A 12,404-nucleotide genomic window follows, 5' to 3' on the forward strand; every position below is an offset into this window, starting at 1 on the left:
GTCGACTTTTCGATGCGCTGCTCCTACGACCCCTGCACACCGTCGCCGACATCCTGGCCTGGTCGACATGGCGACGAAAACACCAGGCAATCGCCCGCGCCTGCCACCACCGAAAACACCATCAACACCAATGACCGCGATCTACGGCTGTAGTACTAGGTCTAACTTGCTTCCCGCTTCTGCGACTATCCCGACCTCGTTCGTATTGGCGGTATGTGAAAGCCACGTCGCCGACGGGCCTAACATGGCCGCGCCGGGCAGCAAGTCAGAAATACGAGTTGGTTCATATCCCAACGAAACTGCGAATTGCGTCTGAATTGGCGGCAACTGCCCACCGAAGGAGCCACCGATGCCGGCCTCTGTAGACGCTGCCTTGGTCTGAATGGCATCCCGATAGCTTTTCGGCTTGAGCTCGATGCTGTACGGGGTGCGGGCCTGCGCCGCGGCGTACAGCCCCAGCACCTGCTCTTGCGTCATGTCCATCGGGCTCGGTGCAACGATGCGGCCGCCATCGGCAGCGCCGGGCATCTGAGACACGCTCGCGCTGGCCTCGGTGCCCCACGAGTACTTGTGGGCCTGCTCGGGCGTCTTCAGCTCGCTTTTGATCTCGTCGATCTCGGTCTCAGCCTTCGCGAAAAATGCTTTCTTCTGCTCAGTGCTCAGAGTGGGACTATTCGTCACTCGTTTGATTTCAACGCCAAGCTCTTCGAGCCGCGCCTTTTTTAGCTGCTTTTGGATCACGGGAGTTCAACCTCCGAAATAGGATTGAGCGCGCCTTCTGGGCGCGTGAAAGTTAGACAGGACCCTGCGGCCCCGGCCTGCAGGACCGGGGACCGTTATCAGGTTGTCGGCTCCGGTTCTGCAGACCGGAAGCCGTATCAGCGTTTCGCCAACCGCGCCCCGCCGGGGTAGACAGGTCAGGAATGGCCAAAGCGCTTCCTGGTGGCCCGTCAGCGCCGCGTGCGCCAGTCGGTTATCCGCTATATTAATTATAGCGCGCCCAACCGGCAACTAACCAGCTCTGCGCGCGCCTTCAGCCAATCTTTTACGACATCGCCGTCTACCGGGATCAGCTCGCTGACGAGCAGCGCCTCGGTCTTATCGGCGAGGCTGCACAACAACACGTCCTCGGGCGTCCGGCAGGCGCTGCCGATGAGCTTCACCAGCCCGCACAGCCACGCCACAGCGTCCAAATCCTTCAAGTCATGGCCCGCGGCTAGGCCGTCGTCCACCGTCGCCAGCAGGGTCAGGCTGTACAGGAAGCACTCGACCAGGCGGTCCGGATCGGTGAAATGGAAATGCGGCTCGGCGGTCATTACCAGCTCCTCGGGGCGTACATGCAGTGCTCGTGCCATGGGTCGATCGTGTTGTCGCGCCGGTGGGCCAGGAGTACGCCGGGATCACCGGGCAGCCAGCCGTCCGAGTCGACCTTCCCCAGCCCGAGCTCGGTCGCCAATCCCTGCAGCTTCTCGGTGAGCTCGTCGAGCCGGTTACGGTCACCAGGGGACGCCCCCTTGGTGTGCATGTCGAAGCGGAGACGCTCCCACACGGCCGCGACCCGCGCAAAGTCCCAGATCACGTTCGGGTCGGCCGCCGGCCACCCCTTATGCTCGCGCCACTCCTTGTCGAAAACGGCCCAGTCCTTGATTTGCGCGGTGTACTCACCGACGGTGCAGTAGTAGTCGCTCATCGGATCTCGTCCAGCAGCCGGTCAACCTCAGCACCGAAATTGTCAGCCTGCGCCGCCGGCACCGCCAGCGGAATGGCCTTCGCGATACGCAGCATGTCAGCCCGCGCCTGCGCCAGCGGTGTGAGACCTGGGTGCCGAACCGCGACATCCCCGCGACCCTTGACCAGCATGCCTCGCTGATCAATGTCGGCCTTGAGCTGCAAATACATCGAGGTCGTCTCGGCGAACAAACAGACCAGATCGTGGTCGAGGCCGTGCCACCGGCCGTCCCGGTACAGCCGCTGCGCCTGGCGGTCCCATACCGCGCGGGCCACCGGGTCGAGCGGTCGCGGAGGGTCGAACACCTGTTGTTTGCTGGTCATTTAGCTTTGCTCCTTCCATCCAGATTCAATTGTTTGCTACACCGGCCACACACGTCCGGTTTGGGGGGTCGAACTGATCACCGTCCCGTCAAGGCTGAGGTCCCGCCCTGGGTACCCTGAGGATTGTGCCTCTGAGCTGCGGCGATGGAGGGCAACCGTGGTCACGGTGACCATGGTTGGAGTTTGCTGGGGTGGTAGATCGTCGGTGTCGAGTTTGCTGGAGTTTGCTGGAACGCGTCGAGCCCAGCGCAGGTTGCACAGCCGGCAGTCGCGGGGATCTCCATTGACGTGCTCCGCGATGTAGCCGCGTGGCCGCGGGCCGCGGAACGCTTCCAACACCGCGTCGGCCACGCCGACGGTACGGGGCACGCCATCCACGCAGAGCCGCACCGTGCACCGACCATTGCGCAGACTCTGTGACATGAGGTGCGCCGGTACGCGGCGGGTGGATTCACCCAGTCCGTTGTTGGTGCGCGCGCGACGTTCCACGCCGACGATCTCACTGCGGTCTGATACGCGGTAGCCGCAGGCGCCGGCCAGGTCAGCCCAACGCTCCTCGGCGGTCACTGGCGCATTGACCTTCCATTCGACCCGCGTGGAGCGTGCATTGTGTGTGCGCTGCAGTGCGCGCTTATATACGCGCTGGCGCACTGGCGCACTAACAAACAGCAGTGCGCTGGCGCACTAACGGCGCACTGCGGCGCACTGGCGCACTGGATGGTTCTCATAGCCACAGAACCCCGTCCTGTGCATCTGGTGGAGGGCAGGACTGGTGACGCTCCCTCTTGCTCGCCACCGGCATTCCACACTCGACACACGGGTGGGCGATGGTGTGCAACTTGGACCGCTTGGGGCCGTCGATGACGGTCACCAGCTCATCGGTTACCGACTTTTTGATAGCTTTGCGGATCGCGGTCCGCTTGTGGTCGGTGCCACTTAGTCCGTCCTCGATGCCGCGTCCGCTCGGTGATTCCGTGGATGCGGCCAGCAGCTTGACCACGTCCACCAGGGCGGCCTCGGTTGCGGCGTCACCACGGGACCCTGCCGCGTAGGTCAGCCGCCGGCTGGCCGGGTCGAAGCTGAGCCTTCCCTCGGCTACGTCGACGTCTCGGCCGTAGGCGCTGAAGAACCGCGGCGAGGACGGGTTGTCTGTTTCGCGGACGATGTTCCAGATCGCGTCCGGCCAGTCCTGTAGGCGTGAGTCACCACGAGCACGCTCACCGGCGTGCCCCATGTGCTGCACCACCAGTGAGTCGCTGATTCCGGCTTCGGTCAGTAGCGCGTCATAAGGGGCCAGGAACTTGCCGGCGTCGCTTCTCTCGTCGAGCCCCAGCGCGTCGAGGATTGGCCGCAGACAATCCAGCACGAGGTAGTCGCAACCCAGTCCGCCAAGCCGTTGCGCCCACTCGGCGAACACCCGATCGTCGAGCAGGTTGAAGCTGGATAGTCTGCCGCGCAGTGTGATCACATGCACCGCGGTGGTGTTGGTGATGCCCTGCTCGCGGTACCAGCGCCGCACCGTGCGCTCGGACAGTTCGTCGTCGATGACCACCACATGCCTGGCAGGTGTGTGGACGGTGAAGCGACCGAGGAACGGCTCGTCGTCGACTAGGGCGTGGACCAGGTTACCGACGACGGTGGTTTTCCCGGCCTTCCACTGGGCGTTGAGCATGATGCGGGCGTCTGCGGGCGCCACCTGATCGATGCGGTACTGCTGTTCGGTGTCGGGCTCTGCGAGCAGCTCGTCGAGGCGTTTGATGGGCGGCAGGACCACCGCTGGCAGGTTCTCGGCGTCGACCCGTCGCCGGGCTTCGGTGTTGACGCGGATCTGGTGGGCCCTGAACTCGACCTGCTCCTCGAAGTCGGTGTTGTCGATGACGAGACCATCCAGGTTCGTTGTGGTCATATCTCCACCACCTGCACCGGCACCTGCCGGGGTGTCGCGCCATCCCACGCCGAGCCCAGGGTGCCGTGCGCGCCGTCGAAGCCCACCATCTCGGAGTCGGTAAGCCCGATGGCACTACCGATGCGCTTGAGTTCGTCCCAACACGCCTGTTTGTCGGCGTGGCCGGACTTGCAGAACCCGAACACCTTCAGCGCCACGTTGTTGAGGGTGGCGTTACGTGCGTTGGGTACGGCGGGTAGCGCGGCTAGGCCGTCCAACTCCTTGCGGATCGCGGCGGCTACATATGCCGGATTGCCGCCGGGCTTGGCGATGGCGACCGGCCGTGGACGCGAAGCTGTTGCGGCGCGGGGTGGTTCGGTGCCCAGCCATTCGTGGATTGCGTCAGGGTCGTAGCTTCTGTCGCGTTCGGCGGCTTGGCGCTGGCGCCTGTCTTCTACGCGCTGCCGGAATGAGCGGTCGTCGGTGCGCTCGTCCCGCGTCGAGGTGGGCGTGGCGTAGAACATCGTGTGCGGGCACACGATGCACGGACCGCAATGCGGACACACGATGTCGGGGGCGATGTCCACCCGAGGCCGATCACCTATGATGTGGGTACCGGCTTCGTCGCAGTCGCTGGTGGTGTAGGTGGCCCCGGACTCATGTCCGGGGCACACTTCTTTAGGCGGCATTGTTATCACCACCGCGGCGACGGCGTGCCTGCGCAGACTTGAACGCAAGGCGCTTGAAATAGACTTTGCGGGCGTGCTCGGCACGCTTAGCCCGTTCAGCCGGCGTCAGGATGCCCTCGGGGTCGACCTGGCGCTCGAACTTGTCGAGCATCGCCTTGCGCGCGTTGGCCGTTCGAGCGGATGGGTCTTCGGTGCGAGCCCAAGATTCGTGGGCCGCGATTTGAGCGCGCAACGTGCGCTCGGACTGTGTTAAGGACACGACGAAACAGACCTTTCATGCTGTTTCGCCTTGTCCGAGGCGTCAGGCCGAAGGCCATTTACGCGTAGCGCGAGGGACTGATAACAAGCACTGTACTACGGCTAGTCGGGAAGTGGCTGCAGCCACGCGGACCGTGGGCGTGTCCGCCCAGTGTCGTGGTGCTTAAACGCGATTCGGCAGGCGGTCTGTAGACCCTCGGCGTCATACTCCAAGTCACCATGCTTTGAGCAAGCGACCAGCATTCCCTGTAGGCCCATTTCGAGCATGATGACGGCCGACGGAATCGGCGTGCGCTTGGAATGCCCGGTACCGTCTGGGCGCATAACCGAGAACTTCTCGGGTTTGGTCGCCGCGGCCGGGGAAACATTCATCTCGCGACCTGGCCGCTCCTGCCGCAGCTCGGCGAGGAGTCCGCGGGGCGTCGTCCATACACGTCCGACCTCACCCCGACACCGACCCTTTGCGGTGTCAGCGCCGCAGCGGACCACTAGGAGCGGGGCGTCGTTGTGGTGCTCATGCCAAAGCTGGGTCACCCAGGGGGATATCCCTTGCGGTTCAACGGTGTTCATAACTCTCCTAACCCTAGGTTGCGTGCTTCGGCCGCCGCGCGTTCGGAGGCAGTGGCGCGGGTGTAGCGGTCGATCATGTCGCGCGTCGACCACCCCGCGACGGCCATCAGACCGCCCTCAGAGCCTCCTGCAGCCAGCCAGCGCGACGCCGCGGTGTGGCGCAGCAGATGCGGATGGAACTTCGGCAGGCCGGCCAACTCGGCGCGATATTTCAGCGCCGAATGCAGCCCGTAGTACTCCAGAGACTTGCCGCGGTCACCGAGCCACAGCGCGGGTGTGTCGGCTAGACGGTGGGTGCGCCGAGCGCGCAGATAGCGGTCGATCGCTCGTGCGGTCTGGGGGCCGAATGGCGCCAGGCGACCTTTGCCGCCCTTGCCGCGGCGCACCGTCACCAGACCGCGGATCAGATCGACGTCGTCGACTAGGAGCCCGGTAACCTCGCCGGCGCGCATCCCGGTCTCGGCCATCAGCCGCACAATGGCTTCGTCGCGGCGGTCGCGGAACTCCTTACCGGCGCACGCCTTGAGCAGACGCCGCAACTCGTCGTCGGTCAGGGAGTCGGTGACCTTGGAGTCGAGCTTGGGGGACTTCAATCCGAGCAGCGGGTCGTCGTCGACTTCGCCTTCCTCGGTCAGCCACGCCGAGAACCGGCGCACGCCGAGCTGGCGCGCGCGGGCGGTGGCCGGTTCGGCGCCGCCCTCGAGCAGGTCGGCCACGAATCCCTTCATCAGATCGCGGTCCAGGACGGGGGAGTGGCCGCGCTCGTCGCACCAGCGCAGGAACGCGCGGACACCGTCGCCGTAGCTTTTGATGGTCTGCGGCGACTTGCGTTCGGCTCGCAGGGACAGCTCCCAGGAAGGCAGCAGCGCGACAAGGTCGAGTGCTGGAGGCTTGCGACGCGCCATACCGATATCTTGACTGGATGCGTTGTGCTTGTCTACTATTTCTGAATTGACTGGCAAATTCGCTGGTCAAACCAAAAATTGGGAATGGCGCTCAGTCCAGGTAGTCGCGCAACACCTGCGAGCGACTGGGATGGCGCAACTTCGACATTGTCTTCGACTCGATCTGGCGGATGCGTTCGCGGGTCACGCCGTAAACCTGGCCGATCTCGTCAAGCGTGCGAGGCTGACCGTCGGTCAGGCCGAAGCGCAGCCTTACTACACCGGCTTCGCGCTCCGAGAGCGTCTCCAGCACCGACTGCAGCTGGTCTTGCAGCAGGGTGAAGGACACGGCGTCGACGGCAACCACCGCTTCGCTGTCCTCGATGAAGTCGCCGAGCTGGCTGTCGCCCTCGTCTCCGATGGTCTGATCCAGCGAGATCGGCTCGCGGGCATACTGCTGGATCTCCAGCACCTTTTCCGGGGTGATGTCCATTTCTTTGGCCAGCTCCTCAGGCGTGGGCTCGCGGCCCAAGTCCTGCAGCAGCTCGCGCTGAATACGGCCCAGCTTGTTAATCACCTCGACCATGTGCACCGGGATGCGGATGGTGCGGGCCTGGTCGGCCATCGCGCGGGTGATCGCCTGGCGGATCCACCAGGTCGCATACGTGGAGAACTTGTAACCCTTGGTGTAGTCGAACTTTTCGACCGCACGAATCAGGCCGAGATTGCCTTCCTGGATCAGGTCGAGAAAGGCCATCCCGCGGCCGGTGTAGCGCTTGGCCAGCGATACCACCAATCGCAGGTTGGCTTCCAGCAGATGGTTTTTCGCGCGGTCGCCGTCGCGGCAGATCCACGCCATGTCACGGCGCTGGGCGGCAGGCAACTTCTCGCCGCGATCGGCGAGCTCGGTCATCAGTTGGGTGGCGTAGAGGCCGGCCTCGATCCGCTTCGCCAGCTCGACCTCTTCTTCGGCGTTGAGCAGCGCCACCTTGCCGATCTGCTTGAGGTAGGCGCGAACCGAGTCCGCCGATGCGGTGAGTTCGGCGTCCTTGCGGGCTTGACGCAATGCCTCGGACTCGTCTTCGTCCCAGACGAAATCGCCTGAGGCTTTGTCCTTTTCGCTCGGCTCGACGATCTCCTCGTCCTCGGCTGGCCCCGCGTCGGCGACTTTCTTCGGACTGGCTTCGGTGTCCTCGGCTTGGTCGACCTTTGCGTGGGTGTCGTCGTCACCGTCGGCCGGCTCGTCCTCGAGGTCGTCGAGGTTCAGGTCTTCGGTATCGAGGTCGATTTCCTCGCCGGGCTCGCCTTCGATGTCCGGCTCGCCGTCGAGTTCGTCGACTTCCTCGACCTCAACCTCATCTGCAACGACCTCGACGTCTTTGGGGGCATCGCTCGACGCTGATTTCTTCGCGCGGCCGCGGCCGGTCTCCGACTTGACGGCAGCGCTCTTGGTCGAAGTGCCCGCCTTGGTTGCGCTGTCGGTACCGGTCTTGGCGGACTTCGCCGGCGCGTTACCGGCCTGCGTCGCTGTCTTTGCCGGTGCCTTCGTCGCCGTCTTGGTGGCCCGCCTTGTGGTGGTGGAGCCGTTGGCGGACTTGGCTGCCGATCCTTTTGCCCCGGCAGTGGCGGGGGACTTGGCGGCGGTACGCTTTACCGGCTCCTCGGTTGCCGGTCGTGCTTTGGTCGCTGCCACGTAAACCCCTTCGGTAGGACTCACTTCCGGTGCTCTGGGCACACTCAACCGGAAAATGTCGGCTATGTCGGATGTCGGCGTCGATTATCAGGGTGGATATTCGCCGCTATCGGGCAGGCGGCTGCCGGTGACCATTGTAACGACAGCACAGCAATCCCCCGGCCAGAGCGGCAAATCAGTGCGTCACGTCGCGCGTCGCCGCCATCGCCGCGCCGACGATTCCGGCGGTGTTCTGCAGGGCGGCGGCAACCACCGGGGTGCGGTTTTTCAGCAACGGCACCCACTCCTCGGCTTTGCGGCTGATCCCGCCGCCGGCGATGAACAGTTCCGGACACATCGCGTTCTCGATGGCCACCAGCACCTTCGTCACCTGCTTAGCCCACTTTTCGTAGCTCCAGCCGCGCTTGTCCCTGACTGACGACGCGGCGCGGTGTTCGGCTTCTTTGCCGCCGACCTCGAGGTGGCCGAACTCAGTGTTGGGCAGCAATATCCCGTTGTGGATGACCGCCGACCCGATTCCGGTTCCGAATGTGAGCACCACCACCACGCCGGTGGTGTCTTTGCCCGCCCCGTAGCGCTCTTCTGCCAGCCCCGCCGCGTCGGCGTCGTTGAGAACCGCGATCTTCTGGCCGTCCAGTTCCGCGCTGATGATCTGGCGCGCGTCGGTGCCGATCCACTTTTTGTCGACGTTGGCCGCGGTCCGGACGATCCCGTTGGTGACGACGCCCGGATAGGTCACGCCGAGCGGACCGGTCCACTTGAATTCGTGGACGATGGCGGCGATGGTCTTCGCGACTGCCGACGGCGTGGCCGGCTGGGGTGTCGGCAGCTTGAACCGGTCGCCGATCAGTTGCCCGGTGTCGAGGTCGACGATTCCGCCCTTGATGCCGCTACCGCCGACGTCGACACCGAAACTCTGGCGCGGCGTGCCGGACACATCGGTCCCGGGCGAGGCGGTGCCCGAGTCGGTAGCGGTCATCGAATCTCCTCGACGAGACGGGGTGTCTGCCCATACCCTAGTGCGACGACGATGCGGGCCGGAACGCCCGGGGTGGGGCACGCCCCCTCGCCGCTGCGCGGCTGGAGGTACCCCCACCCGCTTGCGGGGGCGAGTCGGACAGTCTGACCCTAGTGCGTGGATGAGCGGTTGGCCGGCCTGTTTCGCGGCCACTGCCGAACCGCGAGCGGAGTGGCCCGGCGTCAACTGTGATGCGATGGACAGGTGAGCGCGCGAAAGAACCAACCGGCACACCTGCGTTCGGTGGCCGAAACGTTGGCCGGGGAAGCGGCCGCGTTCGTCCGGCGCCGTCGTGGCGAGGTGTTCGGCCCCGACGCGCGCGCCGGGAGTCACGCTGCGGTGCGAACAAAGACGACCCCGACCGACCCGGTGACCATCGTCGACACCGAGACCGAACGGTATCTCCGTGATCGGTTGGCGCAGCTGCGATCCGGTGACCCGGTGCTGGGCGAAGAAATCGGCGGACCCGCCGATCCGGCAGGCGGCGGTGCCGGCACGGTCACCTGGGTGCTCGACCCGATCGATGGCACGGTGAATTTCGTGTACGGCATCCCCGCCTACGCGGTGTCGGTGGCAGCCCAGGTCGACGGTGTGTCGGTGGCCGGCGCGGTCGCCGACGTCATGGGCGGGCGGGTGTACTCGGCCGCGGCCGGACAGGGTGCACACGTTATCGACGAACAAGGCATCCACCCGCTGCGGTGCACCGCCGTCGACGATTTGTCGATGGCGTTACTGGGCACCGGATTCGCGTACTCCAGGCGACGCCGTACGGCGCAGGCGGCGCTGGTGGCCAAGATCCTGCCGGTCGTCCGCGATGTGCGTCGGATCGGCTCTGCGGCAATGGATTTGTGCATGGTCGCGGCGGGCCGACTGGATGCGTACTACGAACACGGCCTGCATGTCTGGGACCGTGCAGCCGGCGCGCTGATCGCTGCCGAGGCGGGTGCCCGGGTGGTGTTGCCTGAGCCGGGGGACCCGGACAGCACCGCTGCCCTGGTGTTCGCCGCGGCGCCGGGGATCGCCGATGAGTTACTTGCGGTCCTGGAGCGATTCGACGGACTGGCTCCGATTCCGGGGTGAGCGATCGACCCGGCGGTCAGCAGATGCCCGCGTGGATCTTCGCTAGCAGCGCGGGATCGGCCGGCTCAGCGTTGCCCGGACGCAGGCCGGCGAGCACCGCGTCGATGTCGTCGCTGTGCGCCAGCGCGCTGAAGTCGGTGCCCAGAACCAGGTCAACGGAATCGTCGGTGCGGTCGTCGCGGTACAACTCGGTGCACGGGGCCACCAGCCACACCGCCGCGGCCCCGGCCTGACCTGCATCGCCGAAGCGGATCTGGCCCTGGCAGTTCAGTCGGGCGTGGGCATAGATCGGATCGTTGGCCGCGGTCGGCTGCGCGAAACCCAGGTCTTTCATTCCACCGGCGATGTCGGCGGCCTGACCACCGCGTCCGCTGGCGTTCAATACGCGGATTTTGGCGTCAGCGAGTTTTGCCGGTGTGACGTTGATCATCGTGCTGCGTGACACCGGTGTACCCAGGTGCGGCTGTCCTGGATCCGTCGGCAGCGGCGGCGGGTTGCAGGCCGCGGCCTCATGGACCTCGGGCGGACGGGTGAGCGCGACCGTCCACACCACCGCGCTCCCGACCAGCAGTACGACCAGTAGGACGATTGCGTGCCGGGCGTTGCGGCGGTGAAAGGGTCGACCGTGCTTGTCAAAGGCGGTGCCTTCGGTGATTTGCGCGACCACGTACGCACTCTAAACGCGATGTTTAAGGCGAGGTAGCGCGGTTAAATACCCAGTGTGACGTAAATCACACTGGAACACCCCGGTCTATGGGCACGAATCGTTTGGTGGATGCGTTCGACGCTGGTACAAAGCTTTGCTTGAGGTTACGAGGGGACATGATGATGCCTACCGATTACGACGCCCCACGGCGTACCGAGACCGACGACGTTTCCGAGGATTCCCTAGAGGAACTCAAAGCACGGCGAAACGAGGCGGCTTCGGCGGTGGTCGACGTCGATGAATCAGAGTCCGCCGAGTCTTTCGAGCTGCCCGGTGCCGACCTATCCGGCGAAGAGCTGTCCGTCCGCGTGATCCCCAAGCAGGCCGACGAGTTCACTTGTTCGAGCTGCTTTCTGGTGCAACACCGCAGTCGGCTGGCCAGCGAGAAAAACGGCGTGATGATCTGTACCGACTGCGCGGCCTGATCGGTCAGCTGCGCAATGCCGACAGCACCCGCTCCGGGTGACGGCAGCTCACCAGCCAGTACGGCGTCGGGTCGTCGACGTCGTCCAGAACGAGCAGCACCATGGGTCCGACCCAAGTTCGGTGCACCACGTAGGCCGCAGGGTCGAGTTGACGTCCCAGTGCCGCGGATTTGGCCGACCGGGGGATCTCTGCGGATCGGGCGATCACGGTGACGGGCAGATGTGCCTCGCCGACCCACAGTTCGACTCCGCCGTCGCTGGCAATGACCCGGATTTCGATGCGGCCCAGCCAGAGCAGGGCTCCGGTCGCCACCACGAACAGCAGCGCGAACGGCAGCCACCGCGGGATGCCGGGCACGCCTTGGTTGACTTCCAGAGCGATCAGCGCCGCCAGCGCAAAACCCAGTAGCCACCACCACCATGGCACCCACAAACGCTCGCGATACCGCACGCTTTGCGGCGCGACTCGCGTACCTGACACTCGGTCAAGGGTAATCTGTGGCCCCGTGTCGACCACTCTGGCGGTTGTTCGTCTCGACCCTGGGCTTCCGCTGCCCACCCGCGCCCACGACGGTGACGCCGGCGTCGATCTCTACAGCGCCGAAGACGTCGAGCTCGCGCCCGGACACCGCGCGCTGGTGCGGACCGGGATCGCGGTTGCCGTTCCATTCGGGATGGTCGGGTTGGTGCACCCGCGCTCTGGATTAGCTGCGCGGGCAGGGCTTTCGATCGTCAACAGCCCGGGCACCATCGATGCCGGCTACCGCGGTGAGATCAAGGTCGCCTTGATCAATCTCGACCCCGCGGTGCCGATCGTCGTGCATCGCGGCGACCGTATCGCCCAGTTGTTGGTACAGCGTGTCGAGTTGGTTGACTTGGTCGAAGTGTCGTCGTTCGACGAGGCCGGGCTGGCCGATACTTCCCGTGGCGAGGGTGGCCACGGCTCCTCCGGCGGACACGCGAGCTTGTAGGCGCCGGCGACGATGCAGAGCGAAGCGATGAGGAGGAGCGGCGTGATGGCCGCGCCGGCGACGATGCAGAGCGAAGTGATGAGGAGGAGCGGCGTGCTGGCCGCGCCGGCGACGATGCAGAGCGAAGTGATGAGGAGGAGCGGCGTGCTGGCCGCGCCGGCGACGATGCAGAG

The 12,404-nt window shown here is 65.2% G+C and carries 17 protein-coding genes; 3 read left to right on the plus strand and 14 right to left on the minus strand.

The window, feature by feature from the left end:
* Nucleotides 1–141: 141 nt before the first annotated feature.
* From ACLQI9_RS26510 to ppgK, 12 genes are all read right to left on the minus strand, one after another.
* Nucleotides 142–741, minus strand: a complete 600-nt coding sequence (locus ACLQI9_RS26510) for a hypothetical protein (RefSeq protein ID WP_442392405.1) — start codon at nt 739–741, stop codon at nt 142–144.
* A 248-nt stretch (nt 742–989) separates the two neighbouring features.
* The gene (locus ACLQI9_RS26515) at nt 990–1,316 is read right to left on the minus strand and encodes a hypothetical protein (RefSeq protein WP_442378700.1); all 327 of its coding nucleotides are present in this window, start codon (nt 1,314–1,316) and stop codon (nt 990–992) included.
* Nucleotides 1,316–1,690, minus strand: coding sequence for a hypothetical protein (locus ACLQI9_RS26520; RefSeq protein WP_442378701.1), 375 nt, complete (start codon nt 1,688–1,690; stop codon nt 1,316–1,318). Before ACLQI9_RS26520 ends, ACLQI9_RS26515 begins: the two co-directional genes overlap by 1 nt.
* Nucleotides 1,687–2,052: a P27 family phage terminase small subunit gene (locus ACLQI9_RS26525; protein ID WP_442378702.1), complete on the minus strand. Its 366-nt coding sequence runs from the start codon at nt 2,050–2,052 to the stop codon at nt 1,687–1,689. The genes ACLQI9_RS26520 and ACLQI9_RS26525 overlap by 4 nt, the downstream gene beginning before the upstream one ends.
* Nucleotides 2,053–2,088: 36 nt before the next feature.
* Nucleotides 2,089–2,619: an HNH endonuclease gene (locus ACLQI9_RS26530; RefSeq protein WP_442378703.1), complete on the minus strand. Its 531-nt coding sequence runs from the start codon at nt 2,617–2,619 to the stop codon at nt 2,089–2,091.
* Nucleotides 2,620–2,776: 157 nt separating this feature from the next.
* A complete protein-coding gene (locus ACLQI9_RS26535; protein ID WP_442378704.1) occupies nt 2,777–3,958 on the minus strand; it encodes an AAA family ATPase in 1,182 nt (393 codons plus the stop codon).
* Nucleotides 3,955–4,626: a hypothetical protein gene (locus ACLQI9_RS26540; protein WP_442378705.1), complete on the minus strand. Its 672-nt coding sequence runs from the start codon at nt 4,624–4,626 to the stop codon at nt 3,955–3,957. The genes ACLQI9_RS26535 and ACLQI9_RS26540 overlap by 4 nt, the downstream gene beginning before the upstream one ends.
* The gene (locus ACLQI9_RS26545; protein WP_442378706.1) at nt 4,616–4,885 is read right to left on the minus strand and encodes a hypothetical protein; all 270 of its coding nucleotides are present in this window, start codon (nt 4,883–4,885) and stop codon (nt 4,616–4,618) included. The genes ACLQI9_RS26540 and ACLQI9_RS26545 overlap by 11 nt, the downstream gene beginning before the upstream one ends.
* A 101-nt stretch (nt 4,886–4,986) precedes the next feature.
* Nucleotides 4,987–5,454 (minus strand): hypothetical protein, encoded by a 468-nt coding sequence (locus ACLQI9_RS26550; protein ID WP_442378707.1) that lies wholly within the window; start codon nt 5,452–5,454, stop codon nt 4,987–4,989.
* Entirely contained in the window at nt 5,451–6,359 is a 909-nt protein-coding gene (locus ACLQI9_RS26555; protein ID WP_442378708.1) for a tyrosine-type recombinase/integrase, read from the minus strand. Before ACLQI9_RS26555 ends, ACLQI9_RS26550 begins: the two co-directional genes overlap by 4 nt.
* A 91-nt stretch (nt 6,360–6,450) precedes the next feature.
* Nucleotides 6,451–8,031, minus strand: coding sequence for an RNA polymerase sigma factor (locus ACLQI9_RS26560; protein ID WP_442378753.1), 1,581 nt, complete (start codon nt 8,029–8,031; stop codon nt 6,451–6,453).
* A 175-nt stretch (nt 8,032–8,206) separates the two neighbouring features.
* Nucleotides 8,207–9,010 carry a polyphosphate--glucose phosphotransferase gene (ppgK, locus tag ACLQI9_RS26565; RefSeq protein ID WP_442378709.1) on the minus strand — a complete coding sequence of 268 codons (804 nt, stop codon included), beginning with the start codon at nt 9,008–9,010 and terminating at the stop codon, nt 8,207–8,209.
* A 243-nt stretch (nt 9,011–9,253) separates the two neighbouring features.
* Between ppgK and ACLQI9_RS26570 the strand changes: the two genes are divergently transcribed.
* Nucleotides 9,254–10,129 carry an inositol monophosphatase family protein gene (locus ACLQI9_RS26570; RefSeq protein ID WP_442378710.1) on the plus strand — a complete coding sequence of 292 codons (876 nt, stop codon included), beginning with the start codon at nt 9,254–9,256 and terminating at the stop codon, nt 10,127–10,129.
* Between the two features lie 16 nt (nt 10,130–10,145).
* On the opposite strand, the gene cei is transcribed toward ACLQI9_RS26570, so the two are convergent.
* Nucleotides 10,146–10,796 (minus strand): envelope integrity protein Cei, encoded by a 651-nt coding sequence (cei, locus tag ACLQI9_RS26575; RefSeq protein ID WP_442378711.1) that lies wholly within the window; start codon nt 10,794–10,796, stop codon nt 10,146–10,148.
* Between the two features lie 161 nt (nt 10,797–10,957).
* On the opposite strand from cei, the gene ACLQI9_RS26580 reads away from it, so the two are divergent.
* Entirely contained in the window at nt 10,958–11,260 is a 303-nt protein-coding gene (locus ACLQI9_RS26580) for a DUF4193 domain-containing protein (protein WP_003919098.1), read from the plus strand.
* A gap of 4 nt (nt 11,261–11,264) precedes the next feature.
* Here the strand turns inward: ACLQI9_RS26580 and ACLQI9_RS26585 are convergent, their stop codons facing one another.
* The gene (locus tag ACLQI9_RS26585; RefSeq protein WP_442378712.1) at nt 11,265–11,741 is read right to left on the minus strand and encodes a DUF3093 domain-containing protein; all 477 of its coding nucleotides are present in this window, start codon (nt 11,739–11,741) and stop codon (nt 11,265–11,267) included.
* A 25-nt stretch (nt 11,742–11,766) separates the two neighbouring features.
* On the opposite strand from ACLQI9_RS26585, the gene dut reads away from it, so the two are divergent.
* Nucleotides 11,767–12,231, plus strand: coding sequence for a dUTP diphosphatase (gene dut, locus ACLQI9_RS26590; RefSeq protein ID WP_442378713.1), 465 nt, complete (start codon nt 11,767–11,769; stop codon nt 12,229–12,231).
* The last annotated feature ends 173 nt before the right edge of the window (nt 12,232–12,404 follow it).

Origin of the sequence: Mycobacterium sp. (genome assembly GCF_052143115.1) — a bacterium.
Classification (GTDB): Bacteria; Actinomycetota; Actinomycetes; order Mycobacteriales; family Mycobacteriaceae; genus Mycobacterium.